The sequence below is a fragment of the Microcella indica genome (assembly GCF_013414345.1).
Lineage (GTDB): Bacteria > Actinomycetota > Actinomycetes > Actinomycetales > Microbacteriaceae > Microcella > Microcella indica.
In genome coordinates this window covers 1,433,958-1,455,516 of sequence record NZ_CP058670.1, presented here as the reverse complement: position 1 = coordinate 1,455,516, position 21,559 = coordinate 1,433,958, and the positions used below count along the sequence as shown (strand labels likewise).

At 69.6% G+C, this 21,559-nt stretch carries 19 protein-coding genes; 15 read left to right on the top strand and 4 right to left on the bottom strand.

The features are described 5' to 3' along the window. Positions 1 to 46: 46 nt before the first annotated feature. Together HUJ41_RS07060 and HUJ41_RS07055 are read left to right on the top strand one after the other, a co-directional pair. Positions 47 to 1,360, top strand: coding sequence for a MinD/ParA family ATP-binding protein (locus HUJ41_RS07060; RefSeq protein ID WP_224744400.1), 1,314 nt, complete (start codon positions 47 to 49; stop codon positions 1,358 to 1,360). A 7-nt stretch (positions 1,361 to 1,367) separates the two neighbouring features. Beyond that, positions 1,368 to 1,865 (top strand): peptide deformylase, encoded by a 498-nt coding sequence (locus tag HUJ41_RS07055; protein ID WP_179871958.1) that lies wholly within the window; start codon positions 1,368 to 1,370, stop codon positions 1,863 to 1,865. Positions 1,866 to 1,919: 54 nt separating this feature from the next. On the opposite strand, the gene HUJ41_RS07050 is transcribed toward HUJ41_RS07055, so the two are convergent. Beyond that, positions 1,920 to 3,746, bottom strand: coding sequence for an AMP-dependent synthetase/ligase (locus HUJ41_RS07050; protein WP_179871957.1), 1,827 nt, complete (start codon positions 3,744 to 3,746; stop codon positions 1,920 to 1,922). Between the two features lie 102 nt (positions 3,747 to 3,848). Between HUJ41_RS07050 and HUJ41_RS07045 the strand changes: the two genes are divergently transcribed. The 3 genes from HUJ41_RS07045 to HUJ41_RS07035 all read left to right on the top strand — a co-directional run bounded on the left by HUJ41_RS07045 (position 3,849) and on the right by HUJ41_RS07035 (position 6,970). Then, positions 3,849 to 4,796, top strand: a complete 948-nt coding sequence (locus tag HUJ41_RS07045) for an ROK family protein (RefSeq protein ID WP_179871956.1) — start codon at positions 3,849 to 3,851, stop codon at positions 4,794 to 4,796. Between the two features lie 48 nt (positions 4,797 to 4,844). Further along, positions 4,845 to 5,534 carry a lysophospholipid acyltransferase family protein gene (locus HUJ41_RS07040; RefSeq protein ID WP_179871955.1) on the top strand — a complete coding sequence of 230 codons (690 nt, stop codon included), beginning with the start codon at positions 4,845 to 4,847 and terminating at the stop codon, positions 5,532 to 5,534. A 62-nt stretch (positions 5,535 to 5,596) separates the two neighbouring features. Then, positions 5,597 to 6,970, top strand: a complete 1,374-nt coding sequence (locus HUJ41_RS07035; protein ID WP_431356460.1) for a class II 3-deoxy-7-phosphoheptulonate synthase — start codon at positions 5,597 to 5,599, stop codon at positions 6,968 to 6,970. Between the two features lie 29 nt (positions 6,971 to 6,999). Here the strand turns inward: HUJ41_RS07035 and pknB are convergent, their stop codons facing one another. Next, entirely contained in the window at positions 7,000 to 8,946 is a 1,947-nt protein-coding gene (pknB, locus tag HUJ41_RS07030) for a Stk1 family PASTA domain-containing Ser/Thr kinase (protein WP_179871954.1), read from the bottom strand. A gap of 65 nt (positions 8,947 to 9,011) precedes the next feature. Next, positions 9,012 to 10,064: a LysM peptidoglycan-binding domain-containing protein gene (locus tag HUJ41_RS07025; protein WP_431356483.1), complete on the bottom strand. Its 1,053-nt coding sequence runs from the start codon at positions 10,062 to 10,064 to the stop codon at positions 9,012 to 9,014. Between the two features lie 477 nt (positions 10,065 to 10,541). On the opposite strand from HUJ41_RS07025, the gene HUJ41_RS07020 reads away from it, so the two are divergent. Continuing rightward, positions 10,542 to 10,880 (top strand): Rv2175c family DNA-binding protein, encoded by a 339-nt coding sequence (locus HUJ41_RS07020; RefSeq protein WP_246299182.1) that lies wholly within the window; start codon positions 10,542 to 10,544, stop codon positions 10,878 to 10,880. Positions 10,881 to 10,909: 29 nt separating this feature from the next. Here the strand turns inward: HUJ41_RS07020 and HUJ41_RS07015 are convergent, their stop codons facing one another. Further along, positions 10,910 to 12,031 carry a polyprenyl synthetase family protein gene (locus HUJ41_RS07015; RefSeq protein ID WP_179871953.1) on the bottom strand — a complete coding sequence of 374 codons (1,122 nt, stop codon included), beginning with the start codon at positions 12,029 to 12,031 and terminating at the stop codon, positions 10,910 to 10,912. A gap of 84 nt (positions 12,032 to 12,115) precedes the next feature. On the opposite strand from HUJ41_RS07015, the gene HUJ41_RS07010 reads away from it, so the two are divergent. The 9 genes from HUJ41_RS07010 to murD all read left to right on the top strand — a co-directional run bounded on the left by HUJ41_RS07010 (position 12,116) and on the right by murD (position 21,551). Further along, entirely contained in the window at positions 12,116 to 12,502 is a 387-nt protein-coding gene (locus HUJ41_RS07010) for an SCO2097 family morphological protein (RefSeq protein ID WP_179871952.1), read from the top strand. 371 nt (positions 12,503 to 12,873) lie between these two features. Continuing rightward, positions 12,874 to 13,305 carry a division/cell wall cluster transcriptional repressor MraZ gene (mraZ, locus tag HUJ41_RS07005; protein ID WP_179871951.1) on the top strand — a complete coding sequence of 144 codons (432 nt, stop codon included), beginning with the start codon at positions 12,874 to 12,876 and terminating at the stop codon, positions 13,303 to 13,305. 102 nt (positions 13,306 to 13,407) lie between these two features. After that, a complete protein-coding gene (gene rsmH / locus HUJ41_RS07000; RefSeq protein WP_179871950.1) occupies positions 13,408 to 14,361 on the top strand; it encodes a 16S rRNA (cytosine(1402)-N(4))-methyltransferase RsmH in 954 nt (317 codons plus the stop codon). Next, positions 14,358 to 14,963 carry a cell division protein FtsL gene (ftsL, locus tag HUJ41_RS06995; RefSeq protein WP_179871949.1) on the top strand — a complete coding sequence of 202 codons (606 nt, stop codon included), beginning with the start codon at positions 14,358 to 14,360 and terminating at the stop codon, positions 14,961 to 14,963. The genes rsmH and ftsL overlap by 4 nt, the downstream gene beginning before the upstream one ends. Before the next feature lie 31 nt (positions 14,964 to 14,994). Next, the gene (locus HUJ41_RS06990; protein ID WP_224744397.1) at positions 14,995 to 16,767 is read left to right on the top strand and encodes a peptidoglycan D,D-transpeptidase FtsI family protein; all 1,773 of its coding nucleotides are present in this window, start codon (positions 14,995 to 14,997) and stop codon (positions 16,765 to 16,767) included. Between the two features lie 25 nt (positions 16,768 to 16,792). Continuing rightward, positions 16,793 to 18,331, top strand: a complete 1,539-nt coding sequence (locus tag HUJ41_RS06985; protein ID WP_179871948.1) for a Mur ligase family protein — start codon at positions 16,793 to 16,795, stop codon at positions 18,329 to 18,331. A gap of 3 nt (positions 18,332 to 18,334) precedes the next feature. Beyond that, a complete protein-coding gene (locus HUJ41_RS06980) occupies positions 18,335 to 18,985 on the top strand; it encodes a glutamate ligase domain-containing protein (RefSeq protein ID WP_179871947.1) in 651 nt (216 codons plus the stop codon). After that, positions 18,982 to 20,076, top strand: coding sequence for a phospho-N-acetylmuramoyl-pentapeptide-transferase (gene mraY, locus HUJ41_RS06975; RefSeq protein WP_179871946.1), 1,095 nt, complete (start codon positions 18,982 to 18,984; stop codon positions 20,074 to 20,076). Before HUJ41_RS06980 ends, mraY begins: the two co-directional genes overlap by 4 nt. Next, the gene (gene murD / locus HUJ41_RS06970) at positions 20,076 to 21,551 is read left to right on the top strand and encodes a UDP-N-acetylmuramoyl-L-alanine--D-glutamate ligase (RefSeq protein ID WP_179871945.1); all 1,476 of its coding nucleotides are present in this window, start codon (positions 20,076 to 20,078) and stop codon (positions 21,549 to 21,551) included. The genes mraY and murD overlap by 1 nt, the downstream gene beginning before the upstream one ends. Positions 21,552 to 21,559 lie beyond the last annotated feature (8 nt).

Below are 21,559 nucleotides of genomic sequence, written 5' to 3'. Positions count from 1 at the left end.
TGTCACGGTCGCCGACCGAGCACGTTCACTGACCGAGGGGGAGTTCGTGGTTGCAGCCAAGCGCTCGACATCGTCGCGCGGCTCCCGCGTCGGCGTCGACGAGGAGTACACCGTCGACGACGGGCGCGAGCCGACCGCTGACGGCGATCTCGCCGCGGCACTGCCGCCGAGCATGTCGATCGATGTCGAACTGCCGGCCCCCGTGCATGAGGCGCCGGAGGACGAGCAGGCTGTCGCCCTCGCGGAGCACGAGATCGACCCCGCGGTCGTGCAGGTTCTCTCCTCCGGCGTGACGACCATCTCGCTCTCCGACGAGGCCCTCGCCGCCGTGACGCCCGCGGAGCCCATCACGGGTGCTCTCGATCTGCCCTCGGCGACGACGCGTCGCGAACGCCTCGACGGCACGGGCGAGGGGCCCGAGACGGCCGCCATGCTCACCGCCGATCGCCTGCTCGACCACCCGCGCGGCCGCCGCCCGGCGCCGGAGGGGTTCTGGCCGCGGCTCGCCTATACGCTCAGCTTCCACCTCGTCCATGTCGGCGACTCTGCTCGAGTGCGGGCGCGCAAAGAGCTCGACGCGCGCATCGCCACTCCGTTCGTCGGCGGCGCCCGCTTCGTGCCCGTGCTGACCCGCAAGGGCGGCGTGGGCAAGACGACCGTGACGACCCTCCTCGGCATGGCTCTCGCCGACGTGCGCGACGACCGCGTCGTCGCGATCGACGCCAACCCCGACCGCGGCACGCTCTCCGAGCGCGTCGCCCGTCAGACGCGCGCGACCGTGCGCGACCTCGTGAACCGCGGGCCGAGCATCGCGGGCTTCACCGACTTCTCGACCTTCGTCTCCCGCGACGAGACGCGCCTCGACATCCTCGCCTCCGACACCGACCCGATGCTCTCCGAGGCTTTCGACGAGAACGACTACAACGTCGTCGCCGACCTCACAGCGCGCTACTACTCGATCGTGCTCACCGACTGCGGAACGGGCATCGTGCACTCCGTCATGCGCGCGACCCTCCGCCGCGCCGACTCCATCGTCATCGTCTCCGGCGGCAGCGTCGACGAGGCGCGGCTCGCCTCCGAGACCCTCACCTGGCTCGAGGCCAACGGATACGGCGAGCTCGTCCGATCCGCGATCGTCGCGATCAACACGGGTACGCAGGGCACGAACCTCGTCAAGCTCGAGGAGATCGAGGCGCACTTTGCCTCTCGCGTCCGCGCGATCGTGCGCATGCCCTATGACGAGCACCTCGCCTCGGGGTCGGTCATCAACTGGGCCTCCCTGCGTCCCCTCACGCGTTCGGCCGCGCGGGAGCTGGCCGCGCTCGTCGCCGAGGGCATGCCCGAGCGTCGCGGCGTCTGAGCCGCACGTGACCGTCCGCCCCATCCGCCTCTTCGGCGACCCCGTCCTCCGCAGCCCCGCAGACACGATCACGATGATCGATGACCGCGTGAGAATGCTCGTGGCCGACCTTCTCGACACCGTCCAGGTGCCCGGCCGAGCGGGCGTCGCGGCGCCGCAGATCGGCGTCGGGCTGCGCGCGTTCAGCTACAACGTCGACGGAGTCGTCGGGTACGTGCTCAACCCCGAGCTCGCCGAGGTGCGCGGCGACGCCGAGCCGGTCGACGAAGGCTGCCTCTCCGTTCCCGGGCTCGGCTTCCCCCGCCTGCGACACCCCTGGGCGCGCGTCACGGGCATCGATCTGGAGGGGGAGCCCGTCGAGCTGAGCGGAGAGGGCCTGCTCGCGCAAGCACTGCAACACGAAACCGACCATCTGCGCGGACGCCTCTACATCGAGGGCCTCGAGCCCGACGTCAAACGTGAGGCCATGCGCGCCGTGCGGGACGCGGAGTGGTTCGGGCGCTGACCCGAATCATTCGCGTAGCCTGCGACTCTCAGTGCTGCATGGGAACGTCCTGCGTCAGTGCTGGATGGAGACGCCCTGCGTCTGCGGAGACCCGGAGTACATACCCTCGATGACGTCGGCGAAGTCGGCCGCGATGACGTGGCGCTTGATGCTCAGCTTGGGTGTGAGGTGGCCGCTCGCCTCCGTGAAGTCGGTCGCGAGAATGGTGAACTTGCGCACCGATTCGGCGCGAGACACTCGGCTGTTCGCCGCGTCGACGGCGCGCTGCACCTCGGCGATGACCTTGGGATTCGAGGCGGCATCGGCGAGAGAAATAGAGGGGTTCTCGTCATTATTGCTCAGCCACGTCGGCAACATTTCGCTGTCGAGGGTGACGAGCGCCGAGATGAAGGGCTTCTGGTCGCCGACCACGACCACTTGACTGATGATGGGGTTCGAGCGAATAGGATCCTCGAGGCTGGCCGGTGCGACATTCTTGCCGCCCGCAGTCACGAGAATCTCCTTCTTGCGGCCTGTGATCGTCAGGTACCCATCGTCATCGAGCGCACCGATATCCCCGGTGCGGAACCAGCCGTCCTGCATGACCTCGGCCGTCGCAGCGTCGTTCTTCCAGTAACCGGCGAAGACATTGATGCCTGACACGAGGATCTCGCCGTCCTCGTCGATCCTGATGCCCACGCCCGGGAGCGCCGGCCCCGTGGTGCCGATCTTGAAGCGGTCCACGAGATTCACGGTCGCCGGCGCCGTGGTTTCGGTGAGCCCGTAGCCTTCGAGGATCCTGATTCCGACGCTGCGGAAGAAGTGCGCGAGGCGCAAACCGAGGGGCGCCGACCCGCTGATGGCGTATACGACGTTACCGCCCATGGCGCTGCGAAGCTTGCTGTAGACGAGCCTGTCGAAGAGCGCGAACTGCAGACGCAGCCCGAGCGGTACGGATCCGGTGTCGAGCGCTTGCGAGTGGGCGACTGCCACGTCGGCCGCCTTGCGGAAGATCTTGCCCCTGCCGCCCGCCTCCGCCTTCTGCTCCGCGGAGTTGTACACCTTCTCGAACACACGCGGCACGACGAGCAAAAAGGTAGGTTTGAAGGATCCGAGCGCTGGCATGAGCTGCGTGGTGTCGGCCTGATGGCCGACGCGGACTCCGCCGTGCACGTACAGGATCGAGAGGAGGCGCGCGAAAATGTGCGCCGTCGTAATGAAGAGGACCGTCGAAGCACCCGGAGCGAGTACCTCCTTCATCGCGATCGCGGAGTTGCGGCAAAGCTCGACGAAGTTCGAGTGCGTCAGCACGACCCCCTTGGGGGTTCCGGTTGATCCCGAGGTGTAGATGAGGGTCGCGAGGTCGGCACCCTTCGCCGTCGTGCGCCGCGTCTCGAGGTCCTCGTCGCTCACGCCGTGGCCCGAGCCCGCGAGCTTCTCGAGATCGCCGAGGTGCATCTGCCAGACGTGGCCCACGCCGGTCACATCGCCCGCGATCTCGTCGAAGCGCGAGAAGTGCTCCGCAGTCTCGACGATGATGTGGTTCGCCTCGGAGTTCTCGAGGATGTACTGGATCTGGCTCGGTGAGCTCGTCTCGTAGATGGGAACGAGGGCGGCGCCCGCGAACCAGGTGGCGAAGTCGACGAGAGTCCACTCGTACCGCGTCTTGCACATGAAGCCGATCTTGTCGCCGGACTTCACTCCCGCCGCCATGAAGCCCTTGGCGAGGGCGACGACCTGGTCGTGGAACTCGCGCGCCGTTACGTCGCTCCACCCGCCGTCGGCGGTGGGGAGCGAGAAGAGTGCACCTTCTGGGGCGAGGGCGACGCGATCGACGAGCAGATCTGACGCGTTGGCGTCGGGGTCTGCGGTCACCACTGCTGGGACGACGAATTCTTTCACGGCAACTCCTTTGGCACCGGTGGGCGGGCAACTGATGCCCACACTCTACCCGGGCGAGCGGGCGGGCGAGGCAACGGCCTGTGCTCAGTAGACTCTTCGCTCATGCACTCCATCGGAATCGATATCGGCGGGACGAAGATCGCCGGGGCTCTCGTGAGCGACGACGGTCGCATCGTCGAGGAGCTGCGTCAGCCGACCCCCGCGGGCGATCCGGCGGCGATCATGGATCTCGTCGTGGCGATGATCGAGCGACTCCGCGTCGGCCACGAGGTCATCGCGGCGGGAGTCGCGGCCGCGGGATTCATCGATGCGGCCCAGTCGACCGTCTACTACGCGCCCAACATCAATTGGCGGCACGAGCCGTTCCGGGATCGCCTTCGCGAGCGCATCGACCTCGACGTCACGATCGACAACGACGCGAACGCGGCGGGCTGGGCGGAGTTCCGGTTCGGGGTCGCGCGCGACGCGCACCATATGACCATGCTGACTATCGGCACCGGCGTCGGCGGCGCCGTGGTCGCGGGCGATCGTCTGCTGCGCGGCGGTTTCGGCACAGCGGGGGAGCTCGGTCATCTTCGCGTGGTCCCGGATGGGCTGCCGTGCGGCTGCGGTGCTCGCGGCTGCATCGAGCAGTACGGCTCCGGCCGTGCCCTGCTGCGCATGGCGAACGAGATCGCCGATGCCGGAGGCATCGGTCTCGGCCTCGAGGAGGCGCGGGCGCGAGCGGGCGCGCTCACGGGCGGCGTGCTCGCCGAGCTCATCACCGCGCACGACCCCGGCGCGCTGCAGGCGCTGCGCCAGCTCGGCGGCTGGCTCGGCCAGGCGTGCGCGAGCCTCAGCGCCGTGCTCGACCCCGAGCTGTTCGTCTTCGGCGGCGGTGTCGCTGTCGCCGGCGACCTGCTACTCGATCCGGTGCGCGAGTCCTACTTCTCGCATCTCCCCGCCCGCGGCTACCACCCCGAGCCGCGGTTCGCCGTCGCCCAGCTCGTCAACGACGCCGGTGTCGTCGGCGCGGCGGATCTGGCGCGCATCCACGCGGCCACAGCCTGACCCGACTGCCGGGTAGGCTTCCTACGGCGACGACGGGAGGGCGCGACGATGTTCTACTGGCTCATGAAGAACCTCGTGGTGGGGCCCATCATCCTCACCGCGTTCCGCCCGTGGGTGCGCGGGCTTGAGAACGTGCCGAAGGACGGCGCCGTCATCCTGGCGAGCAACCACCTCTCCTTCGTCGACTCCGTCTTCCTGCCCCTCGTGCTCGATCGTCGCGTGGTGTTCCTCGCCAAGAGCGACTACTTCACGGGCAAGGGCCTGCGCGGCTGGCTCACCAAGCTCTTCTTCGTCGGCACGGGGCAGCTGCCGATCGACCGCTCGGGCGGCAAAGCCTCCGAGGCCTCGCTCAACACGGGCCTGCGCGTGCTCGCCGACGGTCTCGCCCTCGGCATCTACCCGGAAGGCACGAGAAGCCCGGACGGCATCATGTACCGGGGCCGCACGGGTGTCGCGCGCATGATCCTCGAGTCGGGTGCGCCCGTTGTGCCCGTGGCCATGATCGACACGGAGAAGGTCATGCCCATCGGCACGAAGCTGCCCAAGGTCATGCGGCCTGGGGTCGTCTTCGGCGAACCGCTCGACTTCACGCGCTTCAGCGGCCTCGAGTCCGATCGCTTCGTACTGCGCTCGGTCACCGACGAGATCATGTACGAGCTCGGCCGCCTGAGCGGCCAGGAGTACCGCGACGTGTACGCGACGAGCGTGAAGGACAAGCGCCCGGCGAAGGCCCGCTAGGCTGGATAGTCGCGGCCTCTTGCGCCGTGCATCCCGCCCCCGCATCGAAAAGGACTCTCCCGGTGGTCGACCCAGACGAAACCGTCGTGCACGCTGACCCTGACGTGATTCGCGGTCTCGACCACTGGCGCACGCTGCCGATCAAGCAGCAGCCGCAGTGGCCGGACGCCACCGCGGCGGCGGCCGCCTCCGCAGAGCTCGCAACGCTCCCGCCGCTCGTCTTCGCCGGCGAGGTCGACATGCTGCGTGACCGCCTTGCGCGCGCCGCGCGCGGTGACGCGTTCCTGCTGCAGGGCGGCGACTGCGCCGAGACCTTCGCGGGCGCGACGGCCGACCAGATCCGCAACCGCGTCAAGACGATCCTGCAGATGGCGATCGTGCTCACCTACGGCGCCTCGATGCCCGTCATCAAGATGGGCCGCATGGCCGGGCAGTTCGCCAAGCCGCGGTCGAGCGACTCCGAGACGCGCGGTGACGTCACGCTGCCGGCCTACCGCGGCGACATCGTCAACGGCTACGACTTCACGCCCGAGTCGCGGGAGGCCGACCCTCGCCGCATCGTGCAGGGCTACCACACGGCTGCGTCGACCCTCAATCTGATCCGCGCCTTCACGCAGGGTGGCTTCGCCGACCTGCGCATGGTGCACAGCTGGAACAAGGGCTTCGCCGCCAACCCCGCGAACGCGCGCTACGAGGGCCTGGCCCGTGAGATCGATCGTGCCGTGCGCTTCATGGAGGCGGCGGGAGCAGACTTCGACGAGCTCAAGCGCGTGGAGTTCTACTCGAGCCACGAGGGTCTGCTCATGGACTACGAGCGGCCGATGACGCGCATCGACTCCCGTACGGGCACCCCGTACAACACGAGCGCGCACTTCCTCTGGATCGGCGAGCGCACTCGCGAGCTCGAGGGAGCGCACGTCGACTTCTTCCGCCGCATTCGCAACCCGATCGGCGTCAAGCTCGGCCCGTCGACGAGCGCCGATGACATGGAGCGACTCATCGACGTGCTCGATCCCGATCGGGAGCCGGGCCGACTCACCTTCATCACGCGCATGGGTGCCGGCAAGATTCGGGATGCCCTGCCACCGCTCCTCGAAGCGATCTCGGGCATGGACGCCCAACCGCTGTGGGTCACCGACCCCATGCACGGCAACGGCCTCACGACGCCGACCGGCTACAAGACGCGACGGTTCGACGACGTCGTCGACGAGGTCAAGGGCTTCTTCGAGGCGCACCGCGCCGTCGGCACGCACCCCGGCGGTATCCACGTGGAGCTCACGGGCGACGATGTCACCGAGTGCCTGGGTGGCTCGGAGCACATCGACGAGGCGACCCTCGCGACCCGCTACGAGTCGCTGTGCGACCCGCGCCTCAACCACATGCAGTCGCTCGAGCTCGCCTTCCTCGTGGCGGAGGAGCTCGGCGCCGACTCCTAGCGCGTGACTGGCCGGTCCTGAGACGAGACTCAGTACTGGGCGGTCACAGTGACCGGAGGGCGCGGGCTGCGGAAGACCTGCGAGCCACCCTCGGGGTCCGTCGACTGCACGGGAGCGAGCGCGGAGCCCCGCAGACCGGGTGGCACGTTTGTGTCGAGGTTGACCTCGAAGCCCTCCGCCCGCAGCCGATCGACAGCGTCGTTGATGCTGAGCCCCACGACCTCGGGCACCGTCACGAGGTCGGGGCCGCGCGAGATGATGAGCGTGACGGTGTCGCCGGGGCGCACAGGTCCCTCGCCGATCGCCTCCACGCGCAGCACGTCGCCCTCCGCGACCTCGTTGTCGAACTCGGGGTCGCCGCCCACGATCCCCTCGAGCCCGCGTGCCGAGAGCGCTTCTTGCGCTCCGTCGACCGAGAGTCCGCGCACATCGGGGATCGCGCCCACCGACAGGACGAGCTGCACGGCCGTGCCGACGAACGATTCGGTCCCGGCTGCGAGTGGCTCGCCGGCGTCGTCGAGCAGGGCGACGACCGAGCCGTCGGCGACGTCGCTGTCGAACTGCTCGATGCTCTCGCCGGGCTCGAAGCCGGCCTCCGCGAGCGCGAGCAGGGCATCCGCCTCGGGCTGCCCCAGGATGTCGGGGACCGTTGTCGGCTCGCGGCCCTTCGAGATCACGAGGGTGACGGCAGCGTCGCGATCGACGACCGTACCTGCCTCGGGGTCGGTTCCCGCGACGAGTCCGGCCTCCACCTCGGGGTCGAAGGCCTCCTCGACGGTGTCGGCGACCACGAGGCCCTGCTCGACGAGGACCTCGCGCGCGGCCTCCTCGCCGAGCCCCCGCACGCTCTCGATCGTGACCGTCGAGCCTGGGCCGGCGCCGAACCACCAGCCGACACCGCCCGCGAGGCCGGCCAGAGCCAGGACGACGGCGAAGAGCAGCCACCCGCGCCGCCGCCCCTTGGACCCGCGTTCGGCGAGAACGGCGGCGCTCGTGGTGGGGCGCGTCGCCGGAGAGGGAACTCCGCCGATCACCTGAGTCTCGCTGTCGTCCCCGGTCAGCGCGGCGGGAGTGGTGGGAATCGGGGAGGTCAGCAGCATGGTCTTCTGCGCGCCCGTCGCCGAGAGAGCGGTCTGCAGCTCCCGCCCGGTCTCGGTGACCTGTTCGAGGAGGGCGCGGGCGTCGGTGGGGCGATCGTCGGGATTGCGCGCGGTGGCCCACAGCACGAGCTCGTCCCACTCGGCGGGCACTTCGGGGTTGAGGGTGCTCGGCGCCGGCACGGAGTCGTTGGCGTGCTGGTAGGCGATCTGCATGGGCTGCTCACCCTTGAAGGGCTGCTCGCCGGTGAGCATCTCGAACATCATGATGCCGACCGCGTAGATGTCGCTGCGCGTGTCGGCGATACCGCGCATGACGAGCTCGGGGGAGAGGTAGGCGATCGTGCCGAGCAGCGCCTGGCCCGTCGCCGTGTTCGCGGTGGCGGCACGAGCGAGACCGAAATCACCGATCTTGATGCGGCCGTCGTCGGCGAGCAGCACGTTCTCGGGCTTGAGATCCCGATGCACGATGCCTGCCTTGTGCGCGGCGGCGAGGCCGCCGAGCACCGACTCGGTGATGTCCATCGTCTGGGCCGGTGTCAGCGCGCCGTACTCCTTCAGGAGATCGCGCAGCGTGATGCCGGGAAGGTACTCCATGACCAGGTAGGCCGACTCGGTGTCCTGCCCCTGATCGAAGACGTTGACGACGTTGGGGTGTGCGAGCCGAGCGGCCGACCGCGCCTCCTGGATGAAGCGCTCTTTGAACTGACTGTCGTCGGCGAGGTGGCCGTGCATGATCTTGACCGCGACGAGGCGCTCGAGCCGTTCATCCGTGGCGAGGTAGACGGTCGCCATGCCCCCGCGAGCGATGCGCGAGCGCACGCGGTACCGACCGTCGATCAGACGCCCGATGAGGGGGTCGGTCGGGGAGGCAGTCACCGCGCCAGTGTAGGTCGGTCAGGCGGTCGAGCAGGGGAGGCGCACGGCGCTTCGGCGGCGCGCGTTCACGTGAGTTCGTAGAGCCACGCCCACGCACTCGCCTCCCACTTGGCGTAGTGGTTCGGGTAGGCGGAGATCTGCACGGCCTGCGCGGCCTGCGTGAGCGACATGCCCTGCCAGCCGGGGATGTCGAGCAAGCCGCGCGTGTACCCGCTGCGCCCCACGTAGAAGAGTCGGGCGGCGTGGCTCGGAACCTGCAGGTCGGCGGCGGTACCCCACCCCGAGCTCGGCCGCTGCTGGAAGAGGCCGACCGAGTCGCGGTCGCCCCACGAGAGGTTGCGCAGCGTGGACTCCTGCATCGCTGTGGCGAGCGCGATGACGATGCCGTAGTCGGGCACACCGAGCTGGCGCCCGACCTGGATGATCGTCAGCGCGTGGCCCCGCATCTCGCCCGTGAGCGGGGTCACGCTTCCGCCACCGCTCGGCGGGCCGCTCGGCGCGGTGCCTCCCGGGGCGGGCGCTGCGGGGCGCGGCAGAGCTGCCGGTAGCACGGGACGCTCGGCGATCGCGAGCGCCGAGACGTCGGGAGCGGCGGCGAGAGCGGCCGTGCTCTCGGAGGCGGTGCTCGAGTCAGCCGAGGCGAGGGTGAGCTCCGGAACGCCCTCGCCCTCATCCTGGGCGAGGGCGAGCTGGGGCTCGGCGTCTCGCGGGCTGTGGCCGGGGATGACGATCTTCTGGCCGGGGTAGATGATGCTCGCGGGGTTCAGCCCGTTGCGCTCGAGGATCGATCGCACGGAGATGCCGAAGCGCTGCGCGACGCTCGACAGCGTGTCACCGCGTGCGATGGCGTACAGCCCGCCGTCGGCGAGCACCGCCGGGCGGCCGGCACGCTTGACCCCGTCGGCGCCGAGCGAGAGCACCTGGCCCGGGAAGATCGTGGACTTCCAGCTCAGCCCGTTGCGGGCGAGCACCACCGCGGTGGGCAGCCCGAAGCGCGCGGCGACGTCGCTCACGGTGTCTCCCGGCTGCACGAGGTAGCTGGCGGGAGCCGCCGAGCTGGCCACCGCATCGAGACTCTGGGCGCCGGGAGTGATGGCGGCGCCCCACTGGGAGAGCATCGCCCGCAAGCCTCCTGATGCAGGGGCCTGGCCAGGCTGCGGCGGTGAGGGCTTGCGGGTCGGGGCCGCCTCGACGGGGCCCGCGACGCCGAGCCCCAGGGCGATGGCTCCGGTGAGGACGAGGGGCACGGAGCTCGAGAGGGCGGTGCGCGTGCGCATGCCGACGGGGCGCGGTGCGCTCGTCACCGCGATGGGGTGGCGGGGGGCGAGGCCGGCGAAGACGATGTGCGCGCGATCAGTGGGAGCATCGCAGCCGCGCGAGTCGTGCCGCCCGCCAGCAGCGAGGTGCGTGTCGGTCATGTGGCGCTGGCCTCTCTCACCCGTGTTGCCCCCGAGGGGCGCGGAGGATCCCCCGATCCGTCCGCAGCCCAGGCTACTACCCGTCGTGGCCAATGTGAAGGATGTGACGAATGTGATCAGGGAATCCGATTCGTGCCGGGGGCGCGATCCACACGAGCGCGTGGCACTCTAGTAACCGTGCATGCAGACTCTCCGACCTGGCTGACGATCCCCGATCTCGTCGAGATTCTCGGGCTGAGCCCCGGCAAGGTGCACCGCCTCATCGAGGATCGACAGCTGCTCGCGGTGCGCCGCGACGGCGTCCTCGTCGTCCCGGCATCGTTCCTCCTCGACGACGAGCCCGTGCGCGAGCTGCGCGGCACGCTCGTGCTGCTGGCCGACAGCGGCTTCAGCGACGATGAGGCGATGCGCTGGATGCTCGAGCCGGAGGACGCCCTGGGCGCGACGCCGATCGACGCCCTGCGCGCCGGCCGCAAGGCCGAGGTTCGGCGGGTGGCGCAGGCGCTCGCCTTCTGAGCGCCGTGCACCGCTGACGCGCGGCGCTCCTAGTGCGAGCGGCGCGTCACGAGATCGGAGAGACCGATGAGCTCGGCGTGGGCGGAGCGACTGATGGTCGCCGACTCGAGCGCCGCGAGAGCCTCGGTGACCGACCGCGCGATGATCGACTCGACCGTCTCGACGGCACCGCTATCCCGAATCGTCGCCTGCAGCGTGCGGATCTGGTGCTCGGTGAGCTCGGGGTCGCCGAGCAGCTCGTCGATGAGCCGTACCGCGCTGCCGGGTAGAGCGTCGCGCGCCAGGGCGATGAGGACCGTGCGCTTGCCCTCGCGCAGGTCATCGCCCGCGGGCTTGCCGGTGACCTCGGGGTCGCCGAACACTCCGAGCAGGTCGTCGCGCAGCTGGAAGGCGACGCCGAGCGGCAGCCCGAACGCGCGCAGAGCCGTCACCTGCTCGAGCGTCCCGCCCGCCATGAGCGCCCCGAGCGCGAGGGGAGCCTCGATCGAGTACTTGGCCGACTTGTAGACGAGCACGCGATGCGCGCGCGGCAGCATGTCGGCATCCTCGGCGTCCCGCCACGCGACCTCCTCGAGGATGTCGAGGTACTGGCCGACCGTGACTTCCGTGCGCATCGTCTGGAACTCAGCCCGCGCCGCCCGGGCCGCGTCCTGGTCGTCGAGGCGCGCGAGCCCGGCATCGAGCAGTTCGTCACTCCACCCCAGCAGGAGGTCGCCGAGAAGCAGTGCCGACGACGTGCCGTACCCGCTCGCGCTGCCCACCCAGTGGCGGCGCGCGTGCTCTGCCTCGAACCGACGGTGCGCCGAGGGCATGCCGCGGCGCGTGTCAGAGCTGTCCATGATGTCGTCGTGCACGAGCGCGGCGGCGTGAAAGAGCTCGAGCCCCGCGGCGGCGTCGACGACGCTCGACAGATCCGGGTGCTCGTCGAGCTCGGCGAGCAGATCGTCCGGCCTCACGGTGCCGGCGACGGCATGCCAGCCCCAGTAGCAGAACAGGGCGCGGAAGCGCTTGCCTCCGCTCAGAAGATCACGGCTTGCATCGGTGAAGCGCTCGAGATCTTCTGCGATGGTGCCGAGGTGCGTCGCGCGTTCGTCGAGGAACTGCTCGAGCCGGTCGTGCACGACGTCGACTAACCGCAATCTCTCAGGCACCTGCCTAGCCTATCCAGGAGCGCGACCGTAGAATGTGCGCGGACGGGGATCTCCGTACCGACGAGTCGCCACTAAGGGGTCATTATGCCGCTGTCAGAACAGGAACAGCGCCTTCTCGATGAGATGGAGCGCAACCTCTATCAGAACGACGCTGATTTCGTCGCGACCGTGGCGGGTCGACGCGGCAAGCCCAACTACACGCTCGTCGTCGTCGGAGCGCTCCTGGCCATCGCGGGTGTCGCGGCGCTCGTCGCCGGCGTCATCACGCAGCTGGCCGTGATCGGTGTCGTCGGGTTCGGCCTCATGCTCGCGGGCGTTCTCATCGTGCTCTCGCCGGGGCGTCGTGACGCCGCCGAGTCGCCGAGCAGTCCTGCTGCGGTCGGGGCGGCCCGCCCGAGCGCTGCTCGGTCCTCGTGGACCGAGCGCATGAACGAGCGCTGGGATCGTCGACAGGAAGGCCGCGAGGGCTAGTCCCTCCCGAACTCCCCACTCTCCACCCCACCATCCACCACCTCTGACACCGGGCCTCATCCGCCCGCTCTAGACCGGCCTCCGGGCCGGTCTTTTTTGTGCTGCGACCGGCCTCCGGGCCGGTCTTTCTTGTGTCGCGACCGGCCTTCGGGCCGGTCTTCTTGTGTGCCGTCCGAGGCTGTTGCACCCGGGATCGCGCCTGTAAGTCCCACGGCCCTCCACTGCCCTCCACCGGAATGAGCCTAGGAAATTACTGGTGACAGTGGGCAATGAGTCGTCTGTTCTGGGCCCGATCCTTTACTTGGTGGGGAAAAGTGGAGTAAAGTGGAGAAAACCTGATCTCGGGCCGGAGATGAGAGGGGGACCAGGCGATGTTTCTCGGCACGCACACCCCCAAACTCGACGACAAGGGGCGGGTCATCCTCCCGGCGAAGTTCCGTGAGGAGCTCGCTGACGGCGTGGTGCTCACCCGCGGTCAGGAGCGCTGCCTCTACGTCTTCAGCCGTGCCACCTTCGGCGACGTCCTGGAGAAGCTGCGCACGGCATCGCTCACCAGCAAGACGGCGCGCGAATACCAGCGCTTCTTCCTCTCCGGTGTCAGCGAGGAGGAGCCGGACAAGCAGGGCCGGGTCACCGTGCCCGCGGTGCTGCGCCAGTACGCAGGGCTGGACCGCGAGCTCACCGTCATCGGTTCCGGCGACCGTGCCGAGATCTGGTCGACCCCCGCCTGGAACAGCTACTACGCCGAGAAGGAAGATGCCTTCGCCAACACCGACGAGGAGGTGATCCCCGGACTCTTCTGATCGCGTGACTCGGACTCCCAGCCGTGAGACGCCCTGGCGCACCTTCCCCGGTGCCAGGTCGCACGGATGGGGATCCGGGCCCCGCGCCAGACCGGCAGCGCCATGACCGCATCCTCGTCGCACACTCCCGTTCTGCTCGAGCGCAGCCTCGCCCTCCTCGAGCCGGCACTCGCCGCTGATGGCGCGGTTCTCGTCGACGCCACCCTCGGCCTCGGCGGGCACGCCGAGGCCGCGCTGGAGCGGCATCCCGCACTCACCCTCGTCGGGCTGGACCGCGACACTGCCGCGCTCGACGCATCCTCCCAGCGGCTCGAGCGCTTCGGTGACCGGGTGCACCTCGTGCACACCGTCTACTCGGGGCTTCGCTCGGCGCTCGACAGCCTCGGGATCGAGCGCGTGACCGGCGTGCTCTTCGACCTGGGGGTCAGCTCCATGCAGCTCGACGAGGCCGACCGCGGCTTCGCGTACTCGCAGGACGCCCCGCTCGACATGCGCATGGATCGCACGACCGGCATCACCGCGGAAGCAGTCCTCGCCGACTACACCGAGGCGGAGCTGCGGCGCATCTTCTACGCATACGGCGAGGAGAAGCTCGCACCGCGGTATGCCCGTCGCATCGTCGAGTCCCGGGCCGAGCGGCCGCTCACGCGCTCCTCGGAGCTCGTCCGGCTCATCATCGACGCGACTCCGCGTGCCGTGCAGCGCTCCGGTCATCCCGCGAAGCGCGTGTTCCAGGCACTGCGCATCGAGGTCAACGGCGAGCTCGCCGCGCTCGAGGCCGCTCTGCCTGCGGCGCTCGACTCCCTCGCGGTCGGCGGACGCATCGTTGTTCTGGCGTACCAGTCGCTCGAAGACCGCATCGTCAAGCGCGAGCTGGCGGCGCGCGCGCGCTCCACGGCGCCGGAGGGACTGCCCGTCGAGCTGCCCGAGCACCGACCCGAATTCCGACTGCTCGTTCGCGGCGCCGAGCTCGCTGACGTGGCCGAGCGCGAAAGCAACTCCCGCTCCATCCCCGTGCGCCTGCGCGCGGCGGAGCGCGTGAGGAACGCGGCATGAGCGCGGCACCGGCCTTCGCCCCGTCCACCGCCGGGCGGGTCGCACGGAGTGCTCCCGGTCGCACCTCTCCCACCTTCGCACCGGTCATCGCGCCGAGCGAGCGTCGGCGCCGTCGACCTCGCGTCGTCTACGCCGCGGTGGCGGTCATCGGGGTGTTCGCGATCCTCGTGACCCAGCTGCTCCTGAGCATCACCCTCTCCGAGGGCGCCTACCGCATCTCGGCGCTCAAGACGCAGGCCGCGGAACTCGATCGGGACGCTCAGGTGCTCGTCGAGTCGCTCGACGCGCTGCGGTCGCCCCAGTACCTGGCGGCCAATGCGGAATCCCTCGGAATGGTCTCCAATGCGAGCCCCGCCTACCTGCGGCTCGCTGACGCGACAGTTCTGGGAGCGCCCGTCGCCGCTGGCGCGGGCGCGGGGGTGCTCGATGGCCGTGACACCCTGATCGGCAACGTGCTGCTGGCCGACATGGAGCTCGCGACCCCGGGAGCGGACGGGGGTGCGTCGGGCGTGGCGTCGACGCCGCCGCTGCCGGGGTCGTTAGCCTCCGAATCAGCGCAACCGGGCTTCGCAGGGTCGCTGCCCTCACCGGTCACGCGCTGATGCGGACCGCGCGACGGGGGAGGGGGCGCACGTGAGCGAGCAGCGCAGAACGCGGCGACGACTGGCTGCGACGATTCTGGTCGTCGTCGCGATCGTCGCAGCCTTCGGCGTCCGCCTCGTCGACATCCAGGTCGTCCGTGCCGAGCAGCTCGCCCAGGAGTCTGAAGCCCGTCGCTCGATTCCGGTGGCCCTCCACGGGGCTCGAGGCGACATCGTCGATCGCCGGGGCGCCGTGCTCGCCGATTCGGTGTTCCGCTACGACATCACGGTCTCTCCGCGCTTCGTGAAGGACTACGACACGCTCGACGAGGAGACCGGGGAGCGCACGACGCGCACGGTGTGGGAGGCCCTCACGGGCATTGCCGCGATCACGGGCGAGGATCCTGCCGCCATGCTCGCTCTCATCGAGGGTGAGCTCGCCGAGGATCCCGAGGACGATCACGCGTACCTCGTGCGCGGTGTCGAGACGGATGTCTTCCAGGCGGTGCGTGATCTCGGCGTGCCCTGGGTCTACTCCGAGAGGGTTCCGAGCCGCACCTACCCGAACGGCCAGGTCGCGGGCAATCTGGTCGGTTTCATGGGCACGGACGGCCCGCTCGCGGGCCTCGAGCTCGGCCTCGAGGAGTGCCTCGCGTCGAGCCCGGGCTCCTCGACCTACGAGCGCGGTGCCGACGGGGTACGGCTTCCCGGCACGACGATCGTGCAGCAGGAGCCCGTCGACGGCGGCACGCTGCACCTCACGATCGACGCTGACGTGCAGTGGTTCGCGCAGCAGGCGATCGCCGAGGAAGGTGCGAGGATCGGCGCCGACTGGGCGACCGCGATGGTCGTGAGCGTCGACGACGGCCACATCATCGCGGCCGCCGAGTGGCCCTCGGTCGACCCCAACGACGTCGACGGCAGTGAGTCCGACGACCGCGGGTCGCGCATCTTCGCAGCCCCCTACGAACCGGGGTCCACGATCAAGTCCTTGAGCTTCGCCGCGATGTTCGACGCGGGGGTGACCACGCCCTCCGACCAGGTCATCGCCCCGCGCTCCTACCCGACGATCGGCTCCTATCGCATCGGCGATGCCTGGGATCACGGCGATCTGCGGCTCACCTCCGCTGGCGTGCTCATGAACTCGTCGAACACGGGCACAGCGGTGCTGAGCGAGCGACTCTCCCTGCAGCAGCGTTACGACTACCTGACGCGGTTCGGCCTGGGTGAGAGCACCGGGGTGAGCTTCCTCGGGGAGGCCAGCGGAAGCGTGCGGGATCCGGACAGCATCGACGGTCACAGTGCCGTGACCCAGATGTTCGGTCAGGGCATGACGGCCACGAGTGCCCAGGTCGCGAGTGCCTACCAGGCCATCGCGAACGGCGGCGTGCGCACGCCGCTCACGCTCGTGACGGGCTGCGACCACGCCGACGGCTCGACGACGCATGTCGCCGCCACCGAGCCCACGAGGGTGGTCTCCGAGAATGCGGCGCGCGCGACGGTCGGCATCCTCGAAGAGGTCGTCACGGAGGGTTGGTTGCGCCCGATTCTGGAGATTCCCGGATACCGAGTCGCGGCCAAGACGGGCACGGCAGAGGTGGCGGACGCCAGTGGCTACGGAGATGAGCGCATCGTCTCGGTCGCCGGCATGGCGCCCGCCGATGACCCGCAGTTCGTCGTCGTCGTCACCTACGTGCGCCCCGATACGATGAAGACGTCCGCAGCGGCGGCACCGACGTTCCGCACGATCATGACGCAGGTGCTCAAGACCTATCGGGTGCCGCCGTCGACGCAGCAGGCGACCGCCTATCCTCTGACCTGGTAGCCGCCACTCACGAAACGAGGTTCCGTTGTCCGGTCGTACGCCACCCGTTCTGCGGCCGGAGCACCCTCCCGTGCGCGAGCTGGCCGAGCTCGCCGCGCACTTCGGCCTCGAGAGCCGGGGGGATCTCTCGGGGGTCACACTCACGGGAATCACGCTGAGCACGACCGATCTGCTCCCCGGCGACGTCTACGTCGGTGTGCGCGGCGCTCACGCCCACGGGGCGTCCTACGCGGCGGATGCGCGCGCCGCTGGCGCCGTCGCGCTCGTGACGGACGTGCCGGGAGGAGAGATCGCGGCTGATTCCGGGCTCCCGATCCTCATCGTCGACAACCCCCGAGGCGTCCTCGGCGCTCTCGCCTCGTGGGTGTACCGCACCTCCGAGTTCGAGGGTCAGCTGTTCGGTGTGACCGGCACGAACGGCAAGACCTCGTCGGTCTATCTGCTCGAGGCCGTTCTGCGGCAGCTCGACGTCGTCACGGGCCTGAGCTCGACCGCCGAGCGGCACATCGCCGGCCTCACCGTCGTCAGTCGACTGACGACGCCCGAGGCGACCGAGTTCCACGCACTCCTCGCGCGCATGCGGGAGGCGGGGGTGGGCGCGGTGGCCGTCGAGGTCAGCGCGCAGGCTCTCAGCCGCCACCGAGTGGACGGCGTGCTCTTCGACGTCGTGGGCTTCACCAACCTCAGCCACGATCACCTCGATGACTATGCGGACATGGAGGAGTACTTCGCCGCGAAACTCCCGCTCTTCACGGCGGAGCGGGGTCGTCGCGGGGTCGTCTCTCTCGACTCCGACTACGGCACCCGCGTGGTCGAGGCCGCCGGCATCCCCGTCACGACGATCACCTCCCGTTCCGGCATCGATGCCGACTGGCACGTCGATGTGACCGAGGAGAATGCCGCGTACACCGGCTTCCGCCTCCGCCACGCTGACGGCCGTGCGCTCGAGACGCGCATCCCCCTCATCGGCGGTCACATGGCCGCCAACGCCGGCCTCGTTCTCGTGATGCTCGTCGAAGCCGGTTACGGGTTCGACGACATCGCCCGCGCCCTCGCAGACCGGGGGATAGACGCCTACCTGCCGGGGCGCACCGAGCGCGTCTCCGGTGATCGCGGCCCGAGCGTGTACGTCGACTTCGGGCACAGCGCCGACGCCTTCGAGAACACCCTCGCCGCGGTGCGTCGGTTCACCACGGGGCGCACGATCATGGTGTTCGGCGCGGACGGCGACCGCGACGCGACGAAGCGCCACGAGATGGCGCGTGTGGCAGCCGAGGGGTGCGACGTTCTCGTCATCACCGACCACCACCCCCGGTTCGAGGACCCGGTGTCGATCCGCCGCACGCTCCTCGAGGGTGCGAGAGCAGCGAGCAACCGCCCCGAGATCTACGAGGTCAGCCCGCCCGAGCAGGCCATTCGTCACGCTGTGGGCCTCGCGAAGGAGGGCGACTCCATCCTGTGGGCCGGTCCGGGGCACCAGGACTACCGGGAGATTCGCGGGGTCCGAACCGAGTACTCGGCACGCGACGAGGCGCGAGCCGCGCTGCGCGAGGCGGGCTGGTAGACGGTGGACACGGTCATCATCGTCGACGACGTGCTGCACCGTCGCGAGGGCGCGGTCATCCACGTGAGGAGCGCGCACGAGCGAGCAGAGCTCGCGATCGACGCCATCGGGGACGCCGCCGTCGAGGCGGCTCTCGCGCGCCTTCGCGGCGAGCTGGAGGCGGGGGAGCCATGGTCGACAGCGCTTGCTCGTGCCGCGCGGCAGAGCGAGGTGCCCGGCCGGTGCGAGCGACGCATCACGTCGAGCGGCGCCCTGCTCCTCGACGACACGGGCGCGTCGACCCCGCTCGACGTGCGTCGCTCCCTCTCCGTCCTCGCCGAGCTCACCCGAGACTCCGGGCGCTCGATCGCCGTCATGGGAGAGCTGGAGTCGACTGAGCGAGAGTGGTTCGACGACCATGACGCGCTCGGCCGCATCATCGTGCGCCTCGACATCAGTCAGCTCATCGTCGTCGGCCACGGCGCCCGTCACGTGCACAATGCGGCGGGGCTGGAAGGTTCGTGGAACGGAGAGTCGATGCTCGTCGACTCCGCCGACGAGGCATACGATGTGCTGCGTACTCGGGTCAGACAAGAGGATGTGATGCTCGTGACGGGAGCCTCCCGAACTCCGCTCGCATCCCTCGTGGACCGTGTCACGGGCGGCACCGCATGATCGCCCTGCTCCTCGCTGGAGCGTTCTCGCTCGCGTTCACGCTCTTCATGACGCCGCTGTTCATCCGCTTGTTCAACAAGCTGGAGTGGGGCCAGTTCATCCGCGACGACGGCCCGCAGTCCCATCACACGAAGCGCGGCACCCCGACCATGGGCGGCATCGTCGTGATCCTCGGCGCGGTGCTGGGCTACTTCGTGGGGCACCTGCTCAGTGGCGAGAGAGTGACGCTCAGCGCGATTCTCGTCCTGCTCCTCATGGTCGGGCTCGGGCTCGTCGGCTTCCTCGACGACTTCACCAAGACGCGCAAGCAGCGCAGTCTCGGTCTCGGGGGATGGGCGAAGATCGCCGGGCAGGTCGTCGTCGCGAGCATCTTCGCGGTACTCGCCCTCTCCTTCCCCAATGCCGACGGTCAGACACCCGCGTCGACGATGATCTCGGCGGTGCGCGACATCGAGTGGCTCGACTTCGCCGTCTTCGGGTCCATCGCTGCGGTGATCCTGTTCGCGATCTGGGTCAACCTCATCGTCGTGAGCACATCCAACGCGGTCAACGTCGCGGACGGCCTCGACGGGCTCGCGACCGGAGCCTCGATCCTCTCGATCGCGGCGTACATCTTCATCGCCTTCTGGCAGTTCAACCAGTCGTGCTTCAACGGCCCCGACCCCTCCGTCGCCGCACGCTGCTACGAGGTGCGCGACTCGCTCGACCTCGCGATCGTGGCCGCCTCCATCGCCGCGAGTCTCATCGGGTTCCTGTGGTGGAACACCTCGCCAGCCCACATCTTCATGGGCGACACGGGCTCGCTCGCCCTCGGCGGGGCCATCGCGGCCCTCGCGATCCTCACGCGCACCGAGCTGCTGCTCATCCTCATCGGCGGCCTCTTCCTCATCGTCACCGGCTCCGTCATCGTGCAGCGCGTCTACTTCAAGCTCACGGGCGGCAAACGCATCTTCCTCATGAGCCCCCTCCACCATCACTTCGAGCTGAAGGGCTGGGCCGAGGTGACCGTCGTCGTGCGCTTCTGGCTCATCGGCGGGCTGTTCGTCGCCGTCGGAGTGGGGCTCTTCTACCTCGAGTGGGTCAGTCAGTAGTGAGCGCCAGGGTCTCCGCGCTCAGCAGCTGGCACGACGACTGGAGCGGAGTGCGCGTCGTCGTGCTCGGTCTCGGGGTGTCCGGCTTCGCCGCCGCCGACACGCTCGCCGAACTCGGCTGCGCGGTGACCGTCCTCACCCGCGACGCTGACGAGGAGCGAGCGCGCATTCTGCCCGTCATCGGGGTCGAGCTCGTCGTCGAGGCCGATGAGCGCGCCGCACGTCAGGCGCTGCTCGCTCGAGAGCCCGAGCTCGTGATCGTCTCGCCCGGCTTCGCCCCCGAGCATCCCCTCGTCCTCGCCGCCCGGGAGAGCGGAGCGGAGCTGTGGGGCGATGTCGAGCTCGCCTGGCGCGTGCGCGACAAGGTGCGCGCAGCCGAGTGGATCACCATCACCGGCACCAACGGCAAGACCACCACTACGCAGCTCGCCGCGACGATGCTTCTCGCCGCCGGCACGCGCGTCGCACCGTGCGGCAACATCGGCACTCCCGTTCTGGACGCCGTGCGCGACCCTGCGGGTTTCGACGTCCTCGTCGTCGAACTGTCGAGCTTCCAGCTGCACGCGTTGCCGACGACCGGCCCCGGCGCCCTGCAGCCGCTCGCGAGCGCGTGCCTCAATCTCGCCGACGACCACCTGGACTGGCACGGCGGCTCTGCCGCCTATGCCGCTGCGAAGGCCAAGGTCTATGCGAATACGCGCGTCGCGTGCGTCTACAACCTCGCCGACCCCGCCACGCGGAGGATGGTGGAGGAGGCCGACGTCGTCGAAGGGTGCCGGGCGATCGGCTTCGGTGCCGACACGCCGGGGCCGAGCGACGTGGGGGTCGTCGACGACGTGCTCGTGGATCGGGCGTTCCTCCAGGAGCGGGCGACGACCGCGCTCGAGCTCGCGACGCTCGCCGACCTGCGTGACGCTGGCCTCGCGACGCCGCACGGTCTCGGGAACGCCCTCGCGGCCGCGGCACTGGCGCGCGCAGCGGGTGCGCCCCCCGCCGCCGTGCGCGACGGTCTGCGCGCCTTCCGCGTCGACGCGCACCGCACCGAGCGTGTGGCCGAGTCCGACGAGGTGCTGTGGATCGACGACTCGAAGGCGACGAACGCCCACGCGGCCTCCGCATCGCTCAGCGCCTATCGCTCCGTGGTCTGGATCGTGGGCGGGCTGCTCAAGGGCGTGGACCTCGCCCCACTCGTGCTGCAGCACCGCGAACGACTGCGGGCGGTCATCCTCATCGGACTCGATCGGGATGCGCTGCGCGAGGCGTTTGCGCGACACGCGCCCGCACTGCCGCTGTTCGAGGTCGAGGAGCACGACACTGAGCGGGTGATGCCGGCAGCGGTCAGGCTCGCGGCGTCGGTGGCTCAGGCCGGCGACACCGTGCTCCTCGCGCCCGCCGCGGCGTCCATGGACCAGTTCGACGACTACGCCGATCGCGGCCGGCGCTTCGCCATGGCTGTGGCGGCCCTCGGCTCCTGAGCGAGCCG